General features: G+C 46.9%; 20 protein-coding genes and 1 pseudogene. 18 read left to right on the plus strand and 3 right to left on the minus strand.

What is annotated here, in order from left to right; translation table 11 throughout:
* From ACGF7G_RS16005 to cml, 12 genes are all read left to right on the plus strand, one after another.
* On the plus strand, positions 1-795 hold the full coding sequence (locus tag ACGF7G_RS16005; RefSeq protein WP_133812513.1) for a sirohydrochlorin cobaltochelatase: 795 nt from the start codon (positions 1-3) through the stop codon (positions 793-795).
* Positions 795-1508 (plus strand): cobalt-factor II C(20)-methyltransferase, encoded by a 714-nt coding sequence (locus ACGF7G_RS16010; protein WP_387466781.1) that lies wholly within the window; start codon positions 795-797, stop codon positions 1506-1508. The genes ACGF7G_RS16005 and ACGF7G_RS16010 overlap by 1 nt, the downstream gene beginning before the upstream one ends.
* A 3-nt stretch (positions 1509-1511) precedes the next feature.
* Positions 1512-2243 (plus strand): cobalt ECF transporter S component CbiM, encoded by a 732-nt coding sequence (gene cbiM, locus ACGF7G_RS16015; RefSeq protein ID WP_133812515.1) that lies wholly within the window; start codon positions 1512-1514, stop codon positions 2241-2243.
* A 1-nt stretch (position 2244) separates the two neighbouring features.
* Complete coding sequence (locus ACGF7G_RS16020) at positions 2245-2526, plus strand: energy-coupling factor ABC transporter substrate-binding protein (RefSeq protein ID WP_036848061.1); 282 nt, start codon at positions 2245-2247, stop codon at positions 2524-2526.
* Positions 2513-3190, plus strand: a complete 678-nt coding sequence (locus ACGF7G_RS16025; RefSeq protein WP_133814166.1) for an energy-coupling factor ABC transporter transmembrane protein — start codon at positions 2513-2515, stop codon at positions 3188-3190. Before ACGF7G_RS16020 ends, ACGF7G_RS16025 begins: the two co-directional genes overlap by 14 nt.
* Positions 3191-3203: 13 nt before the next feature.
* Complete coding sequence (locus tag ACGF7G_RS16030) at positions 3204-4007, plus strand: ATP-binding cassette domain-containing protein (RefSeq protein ID WP_387466782.1); 804 nt, start codon at positions 3204-3206, stop codon at positions 4005-4007.
* A gap of 11 nt (positions 4008-4018) precedes the next feature.
* Complete coding sequence (locus tag ACGF7G_RS16035) at positions 4019-5557, plus strand: cobyric acid synthase (RefSeq protein ID WP_387466783.1); 1539 nt, start codon at positions 4019-4021, stop codon at positions 5555-5557.
* Positions 5554-6099 (plus strand): bifunctional adenosylcobinamide kinase/adenosylcobinamide-phosphate guanylyltransferase, encoded by a 546-nt coding sequence (gene cobU, locus ACGF7G_RS16040; protein WP_387466785.1) that lies wholly within the window; start codon positions 5554-5556, stop codon positions 6097-6099. Before ACGF7G_RS16035 ends, cobU begins: the two co-directional genes overlap by 4 nt.
* Positions 6096-6842, plus strand: a complete 747-nt coding sequence (gene cobS / locus ACGF7G_RS16045; RefSeq protein ID WP_387466786.1) for an adenosylcobinamide-GDP ribazoletransferase — start codon at positions 6096-6098, stop codon at positions 6840-6842. The genes cobU and cobS overlap by 4 nt, the downstream gene beginning before the upstream one ends.
* A gap of 9 nt (positions 6843-6851) precedes the next feature.
* Positions 6852-7469: an adenosylcobalamin/alpha-ribazole phosphatase gene (locus ACGF7G_RS16050; RefSeq protein WP_387466787.1), complete on the plus strand. Its 618-nt coding sequence runs from the start codon at positions 6852-6854 to the stop codon at positions 7467-7469.
* Positions 7470-7473: 4 nt separating this feature from the next.
* On the plus strand, positions 7474-8538 hold the full coding sequence (gene cobT / locus ACGF7G_RS16055) for a nicotinate-nucleotide--dimethylbenzimidazole phosphoribosyltransferase (RefSeq protein ID WP_387466788.1): 1065 nt from the start codon (positions 7474-7476) through the stop codon (positions 8536-8538).
* A gap of 1645 nt (positions 8539-10183) precedes the next feature.
* Positions 10184-11371 (plus strand): CmlA/FloR family chloramphenicol efflux MFS transporter, encoded by a 1188-nt coding sequence (cml, locus tag ACGF7G_RS16060; RefSeq protein ID WP_387466789.1) that lies wholly within the window; start codon positions 10184-10186, stop codon positions 11369-11371.
* A 40-nt stretch (positions 11372-11411) separates the two neighbouring features.
* On the opposite strand, the gene eutC is transcribed toward cml, so the two are convergent.
* Genes eutC through eutA form a run of 3 tightly spaced genes read right to left on the minus strand, consistent with a single transcriptional unit; the run spans position 11412 to position 15074 of the window.
* Positions 11412-12266 (minus strand): ethanolamine ammonia-lyase subunit EutC, encoded by an 855-nt coding sequence (eutC, locus tag ACGF7G_RS16065; RefSeq protein WP_387466791.1) that lies wholly within the window; start codon positions 12264-12266, stop codon positions 11412-11414.
* Between the two features lie 21 nt (positions 12267-12287).
* Positions 12288-13649, minus strand: coding sequence for an ethanolamine ammonia-lyase subunit EutB (locus tag ACGF7G_RS16070; protein ID WP_133812527.1), 1362 nt, complete (start codon positions 13647-13649; stop codon positions 12288-12290).
* A 12-nt stretch (positions 13650-13661) separates the two neighbouring features.
* Positions 13662-15074, minus strand: coding sequence for an ethanolamine ammonia-lyase reactivating factor EutA (gene eutA / locus ACGF7G_RS16075; RefSeq protein ID WP_387466807.1), 1413 nt, complete (start codon positions 15072-15074; stop codon positions 13662-13664).
* A 315-nt stretch (positions 15075-15389) separates the two neighbouring features.
* Here eutA and cobA point away from each other — a divergent pair, with 315 nt between their 5' ends.
* From cobA to ACGF7G_RS16105, 6 genes and pseudogenes are all read left to right on the plus strand, one after another.
* Positions 15390-16172, plus strand: coding sequence for a uroporphyrinogen-III C-methyltransferase (gene cobA / locus ACGF7G_RS16080; protein WP_387466808.1), 783 nt, complete (start codon positions 15390-15392; stop codon positions 16170-16172).
* A 31-nt stretch (positions 16173-16203) separates the two neighbouring features.
* On the plus strand, positions 16204-17277 hold the full coding sequence (gene cobD / locus ACGF7G_RS16085) for a threonine-phosphate decarboxylase CobD (RefSeq protein ID WP_387466792.1): 1074 nt from the start codon (positions 16204-16206) through the stop codon (positions 17275-17277).
* Positions 17270-18130: a GHMP kinase gene (locus ACGF7G_RS16090; protein ID WP_387466793.1), complete on the plus strand. Its 861-nt coding sequence runs from the start codon at positions 17270-17272 to the stop codon at positions 18128-18130. The genes cobD and ACGF7G_RS16090 overlap by 8 nt, the downstream gene beginning before the upstream one ends.
* 19 nt (positions 18131-18149) lie before the next feature.
* A pseudogene (locus ACGF7G_RS16095) lies at positions 18150-18779 on the plus strand (NAD(P)-dependent oxidoreductase); the annotation flags it as partial.
* Positions 18780-18848: 69 nt separating this feature from the next.
* Positions 18849-19412, plus strand: coding sequence for a cob(I)yrinic acid a,c-diamide adenosyltransferase (cobO, locus tag ACGF7G_RS16100; RefSeq protein WP_387466794.1), 564 nt, complete (start codon positions 18849-18851; stop codon positions 19410-19412).
* Between the two features lie 415 nt (positions 19413-19827).
* A complete protein-coding gene (locus ACGF7G_RS16105) occupies positions 19828-20466 on the plus strand; it encodes a hypothetical protein (RefSeq protein WP_133812532.1) in 639 nt (212 codons plus the stop codon).
* The last annotated feature ends 730 nt before the right edge of the window (positions 20467-21196 follow it).

Genomic DNA, 21196 nt, shown 5'->3' on the forward strand with positions numbered 1-21196 from the left:
ATGAAAAAAGCACTGTTAATCATCAGTTTTGGTACCAGTTATCAGCAGACTCGGCAAAAGAATATTGATGCTTGTGAGCGTCAATTGTCGGCTGCTTACCCTGATCGTGATCTGTATCGTGCATTCACTTCAGGAATGATCATCCGCAAATTGCAAAAACGTGATGGCCTACAGGTGGATAACCCACGTCAGGCGCTGGAACGTTTGGTCAATGAAGGTTATCAAGATGTGGCTATTCAGTCCCTACATGTTATCAACGGTGACGAATATGAGAAGATCGTCAGTGAAGTAAGCGCCTTTAGTAAGCGTTTCCAACGTTTGGTTGTGGGTACCCCGTTGCTTAACAGTTTTGCCGATTATCAACAACTGCTTATTGCCTTGGAAAATCAGATGCCGCCACTGGCTGCGGATGAGCGTGTGGTGTTTATGGGCCACGGCACCTGTCATCATGCGTTTTCTGTCTATGCGTGCCTTGATCACCTGATGAGTTCCCTTAATTTTCCGGCATTGGTGGGGGCGGTGGAAAGTTACCCGGAAATCGGCCATCTCATCATCCGCTTGCGGCGGCAGGCCGTGCGTAAGGTACATTTGATGCCGTTAATGCTGGTGGCTGGCGATCATGCAATCAACGATATGGCATCAGACGAGCCAGACTCCTGGCGTTCTCAGTTGGAAGCCGTTGGGATCAGCACGCAATCCTGGTTACAGGGATTAGGCGAGAATCCACTGATCCGCCAAATGTTTGTTCAACACCTGGACGCCGCGTTGCAGTCAGATCAGCGGGAGGTGGCGTGATGAAGGGAAGACTTTATGCCATCGGCGTCGGTCCTGGTGCCAGTGATTTGATTACCGTACGGGCTTCCCGGGTACTCGCCCGCCTTGATGTGCTTTATGCCCCCGCTGGGCGTAAAGGCGGAGATAGTCTGGCGCTCTCGATCGTGCGTGAATACCTGTTACCCCACACTGAAATTCGCACCTGTCATTTCCCGATGAGCAGTAACGGCGAAGAAAAACAGGCGGTATGGGATGAAGTGGCGCAACAACTGAAAGATGAAGTGGCCCAGGGGCGGCAAGTTGGGTTTATCACATTGGGTGACGCAATGCTGTTCAGTACCTGGGTCTTTTTGCTGGCGCGCATTGGCAGGCAGGAATGGCTGGAAATTGTGCCGGGTATTACTTCTTTTGCTGCTATTGCCGCGCGAGCCGTACTGCCGCTTGCCATGGAGCAGCAATCAATGGCGGTCATGTCCTGTACTGCGCCGGAAGCTGAGTTGGAACAGGCATTGCAAACCCATGATTGTGTCGTGCTGATGAAAGTTTATAACCGTTTTGCTACCGTGCGTGCGTTGTTGACACGCTTGAATTTATTCGAACATGCCCTGCTGATGGCAGATGCTTCATTGCCGGGTGAGCAGTGCTGGCGTTGTCTGGATCAGGTAGCTGCCGATCAGCCGCTACCCTATTTCTCCACCATTTTGGTGAATAAACAATGGCATACCAAGGAGTAAATTATGGAACAACAGCTAAAGAAACTCTCGTTGACCGGGTTGGCAATGGCAGTCTTGTTGATGTTGGTGCCGGAGCAAGCCTTTGCCATGCACGTAATGGAAGGCTTTCTGCCTCCGATTTGGGCATTGGCTTGGTGGGTTCTGTTTTTGCCTTGTCTGTTTATGGGGTTGGTACGATTGAGACAGATTGTCAGTGATGACAGTAACCAGAAAGTGCTGCTGGCGTTGTGCGGGGCATTTATTTTCGTGCTGTCCGCATTGAAAATTCCATCAGTTACGGGTAGTTGCTCTCATCCGACTGGGGTAGGTCTGGCGGTGATCTTATTTGGTCCTTCGGTTGTTGCAGTACTTGGGGTCATTGTACTGTTATTTCAGGCGTTGCTACTGGCGCATGGTGGTCTGACAACCCTTGGCGCTAATGGTATGTCAATGGCCGTGCTTGGTCCGGTTGTTGGTTATTGGGTCTGGCGTTTGGCCAATAAAATCGGCTTCCGGCGTGATGTTGCCGTGTTCCTCTGTGCCATGATCGCGGATCTGGTGACCTATTTTGTCACATCGGTGCAGTTGGGGGTGGCTTTCCCAGAGCCTGAATTCGGTATTAGTGGTTCTATCGTTAAGTTTATGAGTGTGTTCTGCCTGACTCAGATCCCGATTGCAATTGCTGAAGGTTTACTCACCGTACTGATTTACGATCAGTTAACTAAACGTCATCTTATCCACGTCAGGAGTCATTAACATGAAAAAGACCATTACCTTGCTGTTGGTGTTAATCGCGTTGGTTATTCTGCCGTTCTTTATTAACCACGGAGGCGAATATGGCGGCGCTGATGGAGAAGCAGAAGCGCTGATTCAGGTCACTGCTCCAGACTATGAACCCTGGTTTCAGCCGCTGTATGAGCCGGCCAGCGGAGAGATTGAAAGTTTACTGTTCACCTTGCAAGGCTCATTAGGAGCAGCGGTGATCTTCTATATTCTGGGTTACTACCGGAGTAAGCGCAGTGAGCATGTTGGGAATTGATCGACTAAGTTATCAAAGCCGCTGGCGGCGGGTTGATCCGATGGCAAAACTGGTGCTCTATGGCTTGTTTCTGCTACTGGCGATGATCAGCCCGCCGTGCTACCAGGCATTGCTATTGCTGGTGATTGCGGCGCTGACCTGTTATCTGTTACGGATCGGGCCACGTCGCTATCTGCTTTGGTTATCTGTACCGTTATCATTCTTATTGGTGGGACTGATAGCCATTGTGCTATCGGTTTCCCGTCAGCCGGACGCCCTGTGGTGGGGCGTTCAGGCAGGGCAGTTTTGGTTCGGGATTGATAAAGCAGGGCTGATAACCGCCAATCAGACAATGTGGCGCAGCCTGGCAGCATTGGCGGCTACCTTCTGGTTTGTGCTTAATACCCCGTTTCCACAATTGATCCAACTGTTGAAACGTTGTCATGTCCCGGATCTATTAACGGAACAGATCCTGCTGACTTGGCGTTTTATCTTTATTTTTATTGATGAGGCGGCGGCGATCCATCGCGCGCAATCCCTGCGGTTTGGTTACACGTCGTTGGGAAGTGGCTACCGTTCACTGGCAATGTTAGTGAGTATGCTATTTACACGTGTGATGATCCGTTATCAGCAAATGATTGTTTCGCTGGATATCAAACTTTATCAGGGGAATTTTCACCTGTAAGGATAGGATCCCGATGTTAGCGACCCGACAGTTAAGTTTCAGTTATCAGGATGAACCCGTCTTACAAAATTTGACCATGGATTTTAGCCGACATGCCGTTACTGGCTTGGTAGGGGCAAATGGCTGCGGCAAATCCACGTTGTTTATGAACTTGAGCGGCATTCTGCGTCCCCAACAGGGTGAGGTTTTATGGCAAGACCAGCCTATCGGCTATGGTAAAGCCCATTTGCGGGCCTTGCGCCAGCGGGTGACGACGGTATTTCAGGATCCGGAACAGCAAATTTTCTATACCGATATTGACAGTGATATCGCTTTCAGTTTACGTAATCTTGGCATTGATGAGGCGCTGATTGCGCAGCGTGTTGAACGGGCACTGGCGCTGGTGGATGCTCATGAATTCCGTCATAAGCCAATCCAACATCTGAGTCATGGCCAGAAAAAACGAGTCGCGATAGCGGGGGCATTGGTGATGGAGGCGGAATATCTGCTGTTGGATGAACCGACTGCCGGGTTGGACCCTTCTGGCCGACAACATATGATCGCTATCATCGAACGCATTGTGGCAGAAGGAAAACGGGTGATTATTTCCAGCCATGATATCGATTTAATCTACAACGTCTGTGATTATCTGTACGTACTATCCCACGGTAAATTGGTTTGTGCCGGTGAAACTGCCGAAGTTTTTCTGCAACATGAACAGTTGCAGGCTGCCGGACTGGTGCAACCTTGGTTGGTTAAGATCCACAGCGAACTGGGGTTACCATTGTGTAAAACTGAGGAGCAACTTTTTGCTCTGCTACGTCAGCGTAATAATTAAGGAAATGACATATGAGTCTGTCTTTAATGTTGCAAGGTACGGCGTCCGATGTTGGGAAAAGCATATTGGTTGCGGGATTATGCCGTATCTTTGTTCAGGATGGTTATCGCTGTGCGCCGTTTAAGTCACAGAATATGGCGCTGAATTCTGGTATCACTGCTAACGGTGAAGAGATGGGGCGGGCGCAGATTTTTCAGGCGGAAGCGGCGGGTATAGAACCTGATGTACGAATGAACCCGATATTGCTAAAACCCACCAGCGATTGTAAGGCTCAGGTTGTATTGATGGGAAAAGTGGCCTGTAGCATGAATGCGGTGGAGTATCACCAGTACAAGCCCCGTTTGCAGCAGCAAATCTGTGAAGTTTTTCACAGTCTGGCTAGTGAATATGACGTAATGGTGCTGGAAGGTGCCGGTAGCCCGGCGGAGATCAATTTGCGTGATCGGGATATTGTCAACATGGGAATGGCGGAGATGGTTGATGCGCCTGTGCTGCTGGTGGCGGATATCGATCGTGGCGGCGTATTTGCGGCCATTTACGGTACGCTGGCACTGTTACTACCGGAGGAGAAAGCGCGGATCAAAGGGGTGATCATCAATAAATTCCGTGGTGATATCAGCCTGCTCCAGCCGGGTATTGAACAGATTGAAGCCTTAACCGGGGTGCCTGTGCTGGGAGTGATGCCTTGGCTGAACATTGACCTGGAAGATGAAGACGGCGTAGCGCTGCAAACCGGTAAATACGATGGTGCAGCCGAAAAAGCGCTGGATATTGCCGTGGTTCGTTTGCCTTATATTGCCAATTTTACCGACTTTAACGCACTGGCGATGCAACCGGATGTTCGCTTGCGCTATGTGACTCAACCATCAGAGTTGCAATCGTCGGATCTGATTATCTTACCTGGCAGCAAAAACACGCTGGGCGATCTGCGATGGCTGCGACAGAACGGATTGGTGGATGCTCTGTTGACGGCACATCAGTCTGGTATTCCGGTTATCGGTATCTGTGGCGGTTATCAAATGCTAGGGAAGCGAATTATCGATGGAGTGGAATCAGGTATTGACCAGATGGATGGTCTTGGATTGCTGGATGTGGAAACCCGGTTTGCCCATGAAAAAGTGACAACCAGGGTAAACGGTAGCTGTCTAGTGGCGTTGCCGGGATTGTTATCAGATTGCATTGAACAACCCGTCCGTGGTTATGAGATTCACATGGGAAGTTCGTTATTGGGGGCGGATGCAACACCGTTTGCCTGTATTACCGATCGTAACGGTCAATCCGGCAGTTGGTTTGATGGTGCGGTCAATCGGGAGGGTAGTGTGATGGGCAGTTATATTCATGGCCTGTTCGATAGTACTCATTTTACTCGTGCTCTGCTTAATGCTTTGCGTCAGCGCAAAGGATTGATGGCTTATCAGGGAGATACATTGGATTATACCGACTACAAACAGACACAGTTTGACCTTTTGGCGCAAGCCATGCGCGAACATCTGGATATAGAACGAATTTATCAGTGTATGAAAAGTCATCAACAAGGTTCGGCACCGTGATTTTGATTACCGGCGGCGCTCGCAGTGGTAAAAGTGTGCTGGCGGAGAAACTGGCGGCACAAGCCAGTGAGCAGGTGTTGTATATTGCGACTGCTGTGGTGACAGACAGCGAAATGGCTGAACGTATACGACTGCACCGTGAAAACCGGCCAGCCCATTGGCGTACATGGGAGGGCTATCGTGATCTTGGTGCGGTCATTACCACGCAAACCCAGCCGGGAGAAGCGGTCATTCTTGAATGTATTACGACATTGATTACCAATCTATTATTTGATCAGGTCGGAGAGACTTCACCTGAACAGATGGATTTTGCTGTATTGGAGGTGGAGATTCAGCAGCAAATTAGCGATCTGTTAGTGGCTTGTGCCAGCGTGACTTCACCGATATATCTGGTGACTAACGAACTGGGTATGGGCATCGTGCCGGAAAACAGACTGGCGCGCCATTTCCGTGACATCGCAGGAAGAGTTAACCAGCGGCTGGCGGCGGCGGCCAGAGAGGTATTTCTGATGGTTTCGGGGATTGAGGTAAAAATTAAATGAATCTGCGTCTGTTTCTTGCCACCTTGCAATTTATGACTCGTATCCCAGTTCCGTCACGTTGGACACAGGGCGTGGAAATGGATCAATACGTGCGTGGTATTGCCGGTTTTCCATTAGTCGGTTTGATCGTCGGTACACTTGCTGCGGTTATTTTTACCCTGCTTGCGCCTTGGTGTGGTGTGCCGCTGGCGGCATTAAGTTACGTATTAGTGCTGGCATTGCTAACCGGGGCGCTTCATCTTGATGGTTTGGCGGATACCTGTGATGGTGTGTTTTCCGCCCGTAGCCGGGAAAGAATGCTGGAGATTATGCGTGACAGCCGTTTGGGAACTCACGGTGGGCTGGTGTTGATCTTCCTTATTCTGGCGAAAGTGCTGGTGGTGAGCGAATTGGCTCTGCGTGACGTCCCGATGTTGGTGACCTTAATAGCTGCGTCAGTGGCGGGCAGGAGTGCGATTGTGTTGTTAATGTATCGCCAACGTTGTGCCCGTGAAGGGAACGGGTTGGGGAATTTTTATATTGGCCGGGTTAATGGTCATCAGGCAGCGTTAACATTGTTGAGTGGGATGGTATTGATTGCTCTGCTGACTGGAGTGCCTGGTGTGTTGGCATTGGTGATCACGCTGTTGGTTATTGGATTACTGGCAATTTATTTGCATCGTCGTCTGGGGGGACAGACCGGAGATACCCTTGGTGCATCAGTGGAAATTGGGGAGCTGGTGTTTTTACTGGCGCTATTGTGAGCCACGTTGATGCGACTATTTTTGGTTCGGCATGGTCAGACGGAAGCGAATTTGAGCGGTGTTTTCTGTGGTATGACCGATGTGGAACTCACCGAAACGGGGATAAATCAGGCTCGGCAAATAGCCCGTTATCTATCCGCCGTGACATTTTCGCAAGCGACAAGCAGCATGTTACGGCGGGCGCGTCATACTGCGGAGATTATTCTGGCAGACTGCACATTATCGGCCAGTATCGATACGCAACTCAATGAAATGCATTTTGGCGCATGGGAAATGCGCCACCATCACGATTTACAATATGAAGACGCGGAAGCTTGGGCTGTTTGGTTAGCCGACTGGCAACAAGCATCTCCTACCGGTGGTGAAACCTTTCCTGCATTTGCTGCACGTATAGAAAATGTGGTGCAGCAGCAGCTGAAACAGGACAGTCAGGATAATGTGTTGTTGGTGGCTCATCAGGGTGTACTTGGCCTGTTATTGGCGCGTTTGCTGGCTATGTCGCCTTCTGCCATGTGGCACTTTCATTTTGAACAGGGTGCATACAGCGTAGTAGAAATCCACCATGGATTTACTACGTTGCGTACATTTAATAGCCGGGCTTGCTGGCAACCTGAGACGCGGGAATAACACCATGCAAACACCTTCATCAATCTCATTTTCATCGATCATTAGTGCGATTGTGCCGCTGGATAGCGAGGTTATGGCGCGTACTGCTACCCGATTGGATGGATTGCTTAAACCAACAGGTAGCCTTGGGCGTTTGGAACATCTGGCGATTCAACTTGCCGGAATGCGGGGATTATCGGGCCATCATATTGATCGTAAACAAATCATTGTGATGGTGGCTGATCATGGGGTTTATGACGAAGGTGTCACCATATCGCCCAAATCAGCAACGGCTATTCATGCCCAGAATATGATGAAAGGGATCACCGGTGTCTGCGTGCTGGCGGCGAATGTGGGTGCAGAGGTTAAAGTTGTGGACGTGGGGATTGACAGTGATCCGTTGCCGGGACTGGTGGACATGAGGGCAGGGCGTGGCAGTGGCAATATTGCTTATGGACCGGCCATGAGCCGTCAACAAGCGGAAGATCTGTTGCTGGCAAGCGCACACCTGACGCTGGAACAAGCCGCAGATGGCGTGAAACTGTTTGGTGTGGGTGAATTGGGTATGGCGAATACCACCCCGGCGGCGGCTGTGGTCAGTGTTTTTACGAACCACGATCCACAACAGATTGTAGGTATTGGGGCTAATTTCCCAAGTGAACGTTTGCATCATAAAGTGGCGGTTGTGCAACAGGCGATTGAAATCAATCGGCCTGATGCCAGAGATGGCATTGATGTATTGGCAAAGATCGGTGGTTATGATTTGGTGGGTATGGCGGGCGTAATGCTTGGTGCGGCCTCGGCTGGGCTGCCGGTGATTCTGGATGGTTTTCCTTCTTACGCGGCGGCATTGGCCGCTTGTTGTATTGCTCCTGATGTTCGTCATTACCTGATACCTTCACATTTATCGGCAGAGAAAGGATCAATCATTGCGTTGCGGCACTTGCAACTGGAGCCTTATCTGCATCTGGACATGCGTCTGGGAGAGGGCAGCGGCGCGGCGCTGGCTATGCATCTGGTGGATGCGGCTTGCGCTACGTATAACAATATGGGACTGCTAGCTGAAAGTAATATTGTGTTGCCGTTTTAATTGTCAGGATAATTTAATAACCCGCATTGATTGCTGGCAAGTATTAAATCCCACGGTTTTGTTGAATAAGATCTCACATACGATAAATTCGTTTATCGTATTCCTTTTACTTCACGGATTGACTTATGAAAAACATTGGGCAGTCACCTGTTAGGGTTGTAAATTACAGGGCTCCTCCGTTTGGTGGAGTTATAATCAACGTGCTTATGTTGAGCTTTACTTTGGTGTAGTTAAAACACTTCCGGCACTTCCTAACGCTGTCTACTTCTTCAAAGTTCTAGCTTGGTTTTTATTTTAAAACGGAAGTAAAGTATTGATAATTTTAATTCTGTTATGAAATTAATAGAATGACCGAATAAAAATAAAAAAGATGTTGTTGTTAATAAGTAAACAAAAAACATTAATGGAATTCCATATGCTTTTCCACTGAAAAACATTCCTAACATTATGAATGAACAAATAAGTGTTGAATATATTATTGGCATGGCTACTTCTTCGCCTCTAAACAATAAATAATGACAAAAACAATCTGTTTTACTTTTATATTTATCATAAATGTAGGGGTTGTCTTTATGAAGAATCAGAAAATTTCTCTTTATCTTAAGCAATTCTTTTAAGGTGAATCCGCTATTTAATATTAATTTTCTTAAGTCAGTTAGATTCATTTATTTAGACTCGATTTATTTGATTATATAGTTATTTTTATCATGTTTTATTGATGAGCTCAAGGGTTGGATTTGTTTTTTATTTTAAAACGAATATAGAAAATGACTAATTTTATACATGTGAAAAAATTATAACGATAGCTGTGATAAAAAGATTTATAGCATATGCATATAATTGTTGAAATGATATAGGTGATCGATACTAATGATAAATAGGATATTGTATTTTCGTCATGGAGGAAAATCTCCATTATTATGCAGCCTACATACATAAGAGTGAAAAATAATACTGGATCACCCGCATCTTCAGCAAATACTATTATAATGTTGTAAATATTATCGCTTTTTGTATAATACTTTATTACATATCTTCTTTCATCATCGTCAAGATTTTTAAAGATCCTTTGCATCATAAGAAGCTCTTTAAACGTGAATCCACTACTGAGAGTTAATTTTCTTAATTTTCTTAATTTTTCCAAATCCATTTATTTAATCTCATACTTCTGATTGATATAATGATTTATCATAACATATTTATTCCTTTATTATACCTAATAAATGCGTTATTTAGATCTGTTTTTCGAAGGTTTGCTGGGATTGTAAATTTATTAATTGCGTTAACAGTCTTGCCGACAAACCAATTCTAATAATAAATGAAAAAATTTACAGGGTGGATTCACATGATAAGTGCAACATCGTTAATCTGGAAGTAAACAGGTTCGTATTCCTTTAAATAACTCATTCTGCTTTATTTCATCGTTTTTTCGGTACATTATCTAAATAAATTCCTTGAATTATGGTGAAAATACTACATAAGAAGTTGATACTAAATTCCGCTATTTTTGGTTTGGCTATTCTTACCTCTCAAGCTGGGGCGGGGAAATTATTCAGGAATATTAAAAGTTTCTTGAGGCTATGTGCATAAATCCGTAATGTGTTTCAAATTTGTGCAATTCATATATTTGAACGGAAACTTTATTATGTCTGACAAGCACTCAATTTGGCGATACACCATGCCGATAGCACTCCTGCTGATGGCACCTTTTGATTTACTTGCTTCTCTGGCCATGGACATTTACCTTCCCGTGGTGCCAACTATGCCCGACGTATTCAAGACGAGTCCGTCTGTTATCCAGCTCACCTTAAGCCTTTATCTATTGGCCCTGGGATTGGGGCAGGTGCTCTTTGGACCACTTTCTGACCATATCGGCCGACGTCCTGTCTTGCTCGGTGGTGCTACTCTCTTCGTTATTGCCTCAGTAGGAATCGCGACATCAACTTCTCCTTCTGTCTTCGTTGCCTTCCGACTTATCCAAGCCCTCGGCGCGTCAGCAGCGCTCGTCACGACTTTTGCAACGGTACGCGATGTATATTCTGACCGTCCAGAGAGCGCCGTAATCTATAGCCTGTTTAGTTCAATGCTAGCTTGCGTGCCTGCTCTGGCACCGATACTAGGCGCTTTTTTGGCGGACGGGTTCGGCTGGAGAGCGATTTTCTGGTTCTTGGCTCTGGTGGCGGTTCTGCCGTTACTACACGCAGCGTTTCGTTGGCATGAGACTCGTATGCCGGGTGTTGCCGGGGGTTTTTCGGTTATTCCTATTTTGGTGAGCGGTAAGTTCTGGCTTTACACATTCGCCTTTGGAACCGTGATGGGGACATTTTTCGTATTTTTCTCCACTGCACCAAGAGTATTGATCGGAAAAGCGGGCTATTCTGAACTACAGTTTAGTTTTGCCTTCTCGACTGTTGCACTTGTCATGATAGTGACAACAAGTTTCGCAAAGCGGTTTGTCGGCAAGTGGGGCATCGCTGGTAGCGTACGGCGTGGCATGGCTCTCCTGGTCTTTGGTGCTGCAATCTTAGCTGTAACATGGACGATAGGTGAACCCTCCTTTGCCACGTTTGTATTGCCTATGTGGGTGATGGCTGTAGGGATTATCTTCACGGCATCTGTCACAGCCAACGGTGCACTGGCTGATTTTAATGACCGTGCAGGCTCGGCTGTGGCTATCTACTTCTGTGGTCAAAGCGTTATTGTTTCTCTTTTCGGCACAGCAGCTGTCGTAGGCATGGATGGTGATACAGCTTGGCCGCTTGTCACTTTTCCATTCATATTTGCAGGTACGGTTCTCATAGCTATGAAAGTTTTCCCTGCTTGGAGTCGTTGAGATATTTCAATGTTTATGATGCTGGAATAATCAGTTTCCATTAACGGCTAAGAGCAATGCCGGAGGCTTGTTGTGCCAGCATATTTTTCGCTAAATCGACAATAATTGCTGCGGCTTCGATTGGCGGTGTTCCGCCCCGGTGAATGTTGGAGATACAAGTGCGATCCGCTTCAACGGTTTTTTCTACGGTTGGTTTATAAACAGCGTAGCAGGAGAGGCTTTCCGATTGTCCCAGTCCGGGACGTTCCCCAATGAGTAAGATAACCACTTTAGCTTTCAGTAATTCGCCAATCTGATCTTCGATTTTAACGCGGCCATAGCGCACAAAGAACGGCGTGCCGATACACAATCCTGCTTGTTCCAGCCCTTTCAGCAAAGGTGGCAGAATATCTTCATAGTTGGAAATAATAGCATCAGTAGAGAGGCCATCGGAGATAACAACTTGTACGTCAGGAGCTGTTTTACATTGTGTCAGCAGGGTTTCTATGGCGTTGGCGCTGAGTTTTCTCCCCAGATCGGGGCGGGTCAGATAGCGGTTTTTGTCACTGATTTGAGATTGCACTTCCAACAACCCCTGTTTTTGTACCCATTCGGCAGGAACTTCTTTCAGCACCGTATCCTTGGAACGGGAGTGGTCAGCCAGAAAACGCAGTAATGCCTGGGTTCGCGGACGTGGACCACTGCGACCGGTACATACTCTTGATACGGTACTGCGGCGTAATTCCTGTAGGACTTCCATACGGTTCGGGTTTTGTACACCAATCCACTGCTTGGCTTCCAGGGAGCCTAAGTCCAGTGTACAGCTTTCAGCTTCGTCAGTGATTTCAGGAGATGCATGTGATTCCTGACCAGATACCACATTGCTTACATTTTCTTCAATTTGTTTTTGGTTCATGTGATTTATCTCAACGAGGAATCAAAAAAAGAACGACGCATCACCTGCGCGTGATGTTAAGCGCCCATTTGCCATGATCCCCATGTTTTCCAGCCAGCGTTCAAACTCTGGTGATGGGCGCAAATTGAGCAGATGGCGGATAGTGGCGGTATCGTGGAAAGCGGATGTTTGGTAGTTGAGCATAATGTCATCGCCGAGCGGCATTCCCATGATGAAGTTACACCCTGCGGTTGCCAGCAGGATCATCAAGTTTTCATTCTGGTTCTGATCGGAATCTGCATGATTGGTATAGCAGCAGTCACATCCCATTGAGACACCGCTGAGTTTTCCCATAAAGTGATCTTCCAGTCCGGCGCGGATAATCTGGCGATCATTGTAGAGGTATTCCGGCCCAATGAAACCGACAACGGTATTCACTAGAAATGGGTCATAATGGCGTGCCAAACCGTAGTTTCGTGCTTCCATTGTCACTTGATCAGCGCCAAAGTGAGCACCGGCGGAGAGGGCAGAGCCTTGTCCAGTTTCAAGATACAGGCAGTTATCGCCAGCAAGACGGCAATATTCCGCACCAACGGCACGCGCTTCATCTAACATAGCCAATTCTACGCCAAACTCTTTTAGCCCTTTTTCACTGCCGCAGATACTTTGGAAAATTAAACCGCCCGGCGCACCACGCTTAATGGCTTCTATCTGAGTGGTGACATGGGATAAAACACAGCCTTGGGTTGGGATGGCGAATTTGTCGATCACCTCATAGAGGGTATCCAGCACGCGGGTGAGGTTTTCTACATCGTCCGTTACCGGGTTAACGCCGATGACGGCATCACCAACGCCAAATGATAACCCTTCGTAAATTTGGGCCAGAATGCTTTGTACTTCGTCGCGGGTATCGTTGGGTTGAAGGCGGGCGCTGAACGTTCCCGGCGTGCCGATGGTGGTATTGGCTTTTTTGATCACCGGCATTTTTTTCGCACCATAAATCAGATCGGCATTGGAGCTGATTTTTGCCACGGCTGCGACAACCTCAGAACTTATCCCTTTACGCAGAAAGGCAATATCATCCACGCTGGTGTCATCGCTCAATATATATTCACGTAGTTCGCCAATGCGCCAGTTTTTTATGCGAGTGTAGGCAATTTCATTAATGTCATCCTGAATAATGCGGGTAACACAATCTTCTTCATAGGGAATAACCGGATTCATACGGATATCCGCTATCGTCATTTCCGACAGGACATGTTTAGCCGCTACCCGTTGTTGGGAACTTTCGGCCGCCACCCCAGCCAGCACATCCCCGGAACGTAATTCGTTAGCCATTGCCAGCACCTGTTTGACATCTTTAAACTGATAGGTTTTACCAAAAAGCTGAGTTTTCAATTTCATGTTTACGCTCTCTTAGGAAGGAAAAGCCAGTGATTTGATGGTAACGGGAACGACGGCGCCACCAAATAATGGAACCCCAATATCGATATAATCTCCGGTGTGGGTAATCACTTCGTCGATTACCGCCAGTGGCCGTTCTTCCATCAGAGGATGCAGCAGCATCCCCAGTGCTTTACCAAAGTCCTGGCCGGCAACTATCAGCAGCGGATGGGAAGAGGGATAACGTTCGGTAAAATCCTGTAAAGCGGTGATGCATGTTTGTACTGCGGCATAATTGACTGGCAGGGCATCGGGCAGAGCCAGGGCATACAGATCTTGTTGTGGGTCAAGGTCCATTTGTGTCAGTGCTTGCCGCCAGGCTTCTGCCAGTGATTCAGTGACCTCTGTTCCAGGATGAACCACGGGGATGTTGCACAGTGGCAATGACAGCGTATCAAGCCAGATAGTGCTACCGGATAATGATAATGTATGCGCGCCGGCACCAATGACGGTAGCGCGTACGGTCTGTTTTGGTATTTGCAGCGGCAGTTTGGCGAAATTATTATCACGATGGATAGCTTGTGCCAGCAGTGGCCCTAAATCATGAAACCGGAATAGATCACTGTCCGATGCTTGACGATAACATTCCCCTACACCGCCGGAGAGGGTGACAGCATAGAGTTCGTCACAGTTTGGCAGTGGTTCAGTCATCAGCAATTGCTGTGCCAGTGGGGTGAGATGTCCGACGGCGACTTCCCATAGCAACTGTGACATTCGGGCGGCAATCTGTTGTATTTGTGTGGCTGTCAGATGTTGAACATCGGTGTTTTCACCAAACAGAGAATGAACGATGAGTGTTCCGGGTGGATGTGCCCGTAAGACTTTTCCTTGAGGATCGGTTTCCAATAAGCGGCCGCCGACATTCAGGCAAGCGGAGGCGACCAGTCGTCCGGCATCGAACAGCGCATAGTTTGCTGTGCCGCCGCCAATGTCAATGTTGAGCACTTTGGCCATTTTCTGTTGTGACAGTGCCTGAGCGCCAGCACCAAAACCAGCAATCACGGATTCCAGATGTGGCCCCGCTGTTGCTACAACAAAATCCCCCAGTTTCTGGGCCAGTGTCATGACCGCAGGACGTGCGTTACTGGTTTTAGCGGTTTCACCAGTAATGATCACCGCCCCGGAATCGATGTTTTTCGGATCGATGCCTGCTGCCTGATATTGTGCTTGAATTAAGTTGAGCAGTTCGTCTTCACGCAGTTGTCCGGCGAAATCCACGGGAGTAAATAACACTGGGCTTTGCCAGATAATCTCGCGTCGGACAAACTCATAGCGTGGCACTTGTGATATTGCTGCACGGTTCACCAGCGACAGACACGAAAAGATCACTTGTGTGGTGGTGGTGCCGATGTCAATACCGACACTAAATAACTCTTTGGCCTCCATAGCTACACCTCTTGTCTGTAATAAGGCGTATGTTGGCATTTTTTTCTATAAATCAGTATCAGATGTCAGCAATTTGGTCAGAAAGTCAACGGTAATCACAAAAACATGAAGGGTTGTAATAAAAATGGTGTAGGGACAAGGTGAAGGGCTAAGTTACCAGGAGAAACAAACAGATAAAGTCGCAATGTGCCAGAACAGATTGCCATCATCAATACATCAATAAAAGTGAAGAATTATTGATCTCACACCATATCGTGTTGCTGGCTATCGGTAATATATCTTCCAACAGACTTTCGTTACAGGGTGAGAAAGATGATGAATAGCGGAAAAGTTTGGTTGGTCGGTGCTGGTCCTGGTGATGCGGCATTGATTACTGTCAGAGGATTACATTGTATCCGTCAGGCTGATGCGCTGGTGTATGATCGGTTAGTCAGCCCGGATCTGTTATTAGAAGCCCCTGATAGCTGCAAAATGATTAACGTCGGCAAAACGCCGAATTACCACCCGGTGCCGCAACGGCAAATTAATCAGATCCTGGTCGAGTGCGCGCAACAGGGGTTAAATGTCGTCCGGTTAAAAGGGGGCGATCCTTACGTATTTGGCCGTGGTGGCGAAGAGGCCGAAGCATTGGCACTGGCGAAGATCCCTTTTGAAGTCGTACCGGGTATCAGTTCATCAATTGGTGGTTTGGCTTGTGCTGGGATCCCTGTGACTCATCGTGATTATGCTTCAGGTTTTCATGTTATTACCGGCCATCTGCGTCAGGGAAATGAGCCGCAGGATTGGGCGACACTGGCAAAGCTGGAGGGCACGCTGGTGATCTTGATGGGAATGACGCAACTGGCGAGCATTTGTGAGCAACTGATTGCAGGCGGTAAAGCACCGACGACACCGGCGGCGGTGGTGATGTATGCCAGCCACCAGCAACAGCAAGTAGCCAGTGCAACTTTGCTAACGCTGGCACAGCAAGTGGCCGCTCAGGGATTGACTGCTCCGGCATTGATTGTTATTGGTGATGTGGTGCGTCTGCGGGAAACATTGGCTTGTCGCCGGGAACGTTTGTTGCTGGCTTCCGTTTCATCACTGATGGCACTTTGATTCTCTATTCAACATCTGGATTTGACATTTGATGAGCGAACATGGTGGCAATGTGCTGGAAATGGCGCAGAAAATCGGTGTGACAGCAGAGGAAATAACGGATTTCAGCGCTAACATTAACCCGCTGGGAATGCCGGTCTCCCTGAAAGCGGCGATTATCGACCAGTTGCAACGTGCAGAATGCTATCCTGATACCGAATATCGCCGATTACATGCAGCGCTGGCACATGTTCATCACTGCACCGCCGAAAACCTGATAGCGGGTAATGGTGCCACTGAACTGATTTATGCGGTAGTGAATTATCTTAAGCCGCGCCGTGCCATGCTATTGATTCCAGGATTTGCTGAATATCGGCGCGCTTTACAGCGGGTGGGTTGCCAGATTGATGATTATGTGATGAGTGAAACCGAGGGTTATCAGCCTGATGAGCGTTTGCTGGTGGCATTGGATCGTTGTCGCCCGGATTGCTTGTTTCTTGCCACACCAAATAACCCAACCGGCCTAATGCCGGATGCGGAACTATTACAGGCGGTGCTTGAACGTTGCTACCAACATAATATCGCGCTGATTGTCGATGAAGCGTTTATTGATTTTCTCCCGGATGCTGCCGGACTGATCCCCAAGATAGCCCATTATCCTCACCTCTATATTTTACGTTCATTAACGAAGTTTTTTGCTATTCCGGGATTACGTCTTGGCTATCTGGTCAGCGGTGATGTAGCAGGTATTCGGGAGATGAAATGCTGGCGGGAGCCGTGGACCATTAATGCTTTTGCGGCATTGGCTGGTGAAATCATTCTCAATGATAAGGCTTACATTCAGGCAACACACCGTTGGCTGGCACAGCAGCAACGTTGGTTCTATCAGGCATTAGCTGCGTTGCCGGAATTATGTGTCTGGCCTCCCGCGGCGAATTATATTTTCTTGCGTTGTCTGCGCCCGGAAATCGATCTCCAGCAAGCGTTGCTGAAACACCGGATACTTATCCGTCATTGCGCTAACTATCCAGGCTTGAGCGCTGCGCATTACCGGGTTGCCATAAAGGGTGAGCATGATAATCATCGGCTGGTATTGGCGTTACGTCAGGTATTGGGTTATGGCTGAAGCCCGCTGTCCCGCATCGTGCGGTGAACTTATTCAAGGATGGATTCTTGGTGGTGAGAAGTTGATCTCCTGCCCGGTGAACTGGTTCAGCGAGGTTTCTGTTACCGATGGCGTACCGGGGAAACATGAACGTCCCCGTATGCGGCAAATGATGAAAGCTGTACTGGCGTACTTTGGTCTGTCGGTAGATATGGCGCGGAGTTTACGTATTTCTTTTACCTCTACGATCCCGGTGGCTAAAGGGCTGGCAAGCAGTACCGCAGATATTGCCGCTACGGCACTGGCGACGGCGCGTTATTTGGGAAAAACACTGGATGAAACAACCCTTGCCCGGTTTTGCGTACAGCTGGAACCCACAGATAGTACGCTGTTCAGTCATCTTACCTTGTTCGATCATCAAACGGGCGCGACTCAAATTGCATGTGGCTGGCAGCCGCCGGTGGACATTTTGCTACTGGAAAGCCCGGAAACGTTGATTACGGCTGATTATCATCGTTTGGATCGACATCAGACATTGCTGGAAAGCGCCTCAGTGCTGGCGCAGTCCTGGCGGCTATTTTGTCAGGCGGTGGCTACACGGGATTGCCTGCGGTTGGGGGAGGCCACGACGCTCAGTGCGCAGGCGAGTCAAAAACTGTTGGTAAAACCGGCATTTGACCGCTTGCTGGAATTGGTAGAACGCAGTGGGATCTACGGGTTGAATGTTGCTCATAGCGGTAGCGTTGTAGGGTTGCTGTGTGATCGTCATCATCATGATGTTGAGTACCTGTGTTGGTGGCTAAGACACCGGGGCATCACCCGTTTTTATCCGCGTCAGCATTTGCTGACGATGATACCGGGTGGCGTACGTTAGCTGAGGAGAGGGGATTATGCTGGATTATTTGCCGATGTTTTGTCAGATTCGGGATAAAACTTGCCTGTTGGTTGGGGGAGGTAAGGTGGCTGAACGCAAAGCGCGTCTATTATTGGATGCCGGTGCGCGTCTGCGGGTTAATGCACGGGAATTCACTGCGCAATTCCAGATTTGGGAAGATGCGGGTCGAGTGACACTGATCCGTGGTGAGTTTGAGCCTCATTGGCTTGATCTCTGTTGGTTGGTGATTGCTGCGACCAATAATGCAGTAGTTAATGGTTATGTTAGTGAATGTGCGACGGAGCGCCGTATTTTCTGCAATGTGGTGGATGAACCACAGCAGGCAAGTTTTATTACGCCGTCAGTCATTAATCGTTCGCCGTTGGTGATTGCTATCTCTTCCGGGGGTAATGCACCGGTATTGGTCAGGTTATTGCGTGAAAAACTAGAACGGTTGTTACCGATGCATCTTGGCCGTCTGGCTGCTTACGGCGGGACACTTCGCCAGCGGGTAAAACAGCATTTTCATCATCTGGCGGCACGTCGTCACTTTTGGCAACAATTTTTTACCAGTAAACCGTTAATGAAATCGTTGATCAGTCAAGATCGTCAACAAGTTAATCGTGTGACAGAAGCACTGTTCTCTGAGTTATCTCAAGCAGATACGAACAAAACAGATAGCCGCTCTTTGACTGACTAACATATTGGAGTGAGCAAAATGAGTGAGGAGCAGTATAAACAGAGGAAGCAGCGGCAAAAAGAGAGATTCATGGCACAAGTGGCAGCCGCTCAGGAGCACCGGGGGATCGTAATCATCTATACCGGCAATGGTAAAGGGAAAACAACTGCCGCTATGGGAACCGTTACGCGGGCGTTGGGGCATGGATTAAAGGCCGGGGTTATCCAGTTTGTTAAAGGAAAATGGTCAGCCGGTGAGGGTGCTTTGCTGGAACAACATGGATTAGCGTGTCAACTCATGCCGATAGAATTTACAGGGGAAATACAAAATCATGCTAAAGAAATTGCTGCTTGCACGGGTGTTTGGCAACATGCGTTGCGCATGTTGCGTGATCCTGCGTTATCATTGGTGGTGCTGAGTGAATTAGCTTATATGATAAATAATGATTATCTGTTGCTTGATGAAATTATCAAAGCACTAAACGAGCGACCAATCGATCAGACCGTCATCATTACCGGGCGGGATTGCCATCCTGCGTTGATTGAATTGGCCGATACGGTCAGCGAAATGCGTGCTGTAAAACATATTCTCAAGGGGGGTTAAATTTTCCCTATCATTTATAGGATGTTAATTTTTCTTCTCTAAATAATAGAGGGTGAATAATCTTTCATTATTTATTTTTACTGAGATTAATCATATGGAAATATTATTTTTGAAGTGATGAAAATATATGTAAATAATGTTTTTCCAGCTAATTAATTGTAATGAACTTGATAGGGTATATATTCCATAAAGCTTAATGATACATTAAATAAATTCCATGAAATATATTCCACAATCTAATAATTTTAATTTATTTACAAGTTGGAAATTCTATCTAATATTGTCGATGGAAAAATTAACGTTAATTTGGATTTTAATGTGTGGAATGAGTTGGTGTAATCCAATATTTTGTGGTGCTCATTATTAAGTTTCAAACAGAGCATAGTTATTTAACTTATAAATTAAGAGATATAATATGTCTATTGAAAATACCAATATAGCTGATCAAACAACCGGCAAAGATTCTGTGGTACTTGGACATGCAGAAGCGCCGGCAGTACACTCTATCGCAATTGGTGCTTCACCCCGGAATTCTAAAACAATCAGTGAAGCAGCTATTGCGATTGGGCAAAATCAACTTGCGGGTAAACAAGGTGATGCGAAGGTTGTTTGGCCAATTGCGATTGGCGCTGATTCTATATCCAGTGGCCTAGCTTCTATCGCTTTAGGGCAAAAAGTAACTGCTAGTGCGGCTCAGGCAGTGGCGATTGGTCAACACTCTTCTGCAACAGAACAAGGGAGCGTTGCATTAGGTTCGGATTCAATTGCTAATAAACCGAATGTTGTTTCTGTAGGAAAAACGGGCCATGAACGTAAAATTGTGCATGTTGCTGCCGGGGATATTTCAAACCACAGTACTGACGCGGTTAATGGTCAGCAATTACATGCTGAATCGGCAAAGCTTGAAATATTATTGGATGCAAAGAATAAGCAACTGGAAGAGAGAATAGAAACGCTGGAAAGTGATGTCGCTAATCTCACTCTGCTGATTCAGAATAGTACGGATGATCTTGCATTATTGAAGAAACGACTTCTTGATGCATTAAGTTATTAATATAAGTTAACTATTGTTTTATATATTCTTGGTCATTAGGCCAAGAATTTTGACCCGCTTCGCAACATAAAAGCCAGTTCGAAACTGGCCTTTCACTCATCGGATAAAAACTTAAAGAAAACAGGGTGTTGATAGATAGATAACAACGTTGTGAACACTTGAGATAAAAGATTTAACAGATTTCATGATGGGTTCTCTTTATTGGTAAAGTGTGATTTATTTCACGAAAATCTAAATTATGGCAGTGATTTTAATCAGAAAAACTTCAGAGTCAAGTAGTTTTTAAAAATTATTTTAAGGATTAAAATAATTTTGCATGGTGCTTTAAGTAGCAGGAAGCTTGCATCTTACGAAGATGAAACGTTGATCGGTGGTACAGATGCGGTGAGGTAAGATTTTTTGTGTTCAAGCAGATAAGACTTTTTGTTATTTCCAGTGAGATAATGAATATATGCTGGTTTTTAGCTGGGGAATTCAACTTAGCATTTACCTTGGTAAATTAAATATTGATATTTGCCGGAGGTATGAAAATAACAAGTTAATTTTGTGGTTATATTAGTATTAAATGATAAATAAACTAAATATTTTTATAAATATATAAAATCTTAACATTAATAGTTAGGTTGGTGAATTATGCAATAATACATTGATGTGCTTGGGTGAATATAATAATGATGAATGACATTTAGAAGTTTAATTTGAATGCAATAGATAGGTTTTATTTTGGTAT

The sequence above is a fragment of the Photorhabdus sp. RM323S genome, assembly GCF_042879375.1.
In the GTDB taxonomy this organism is placed as follows: Bacteria; Pseudomonadota; Gammaproteobacteria; order Enterobacterales; family Enterobacteriaceae; genus Photorhabdus; species Photorhabdus tasmaniensis.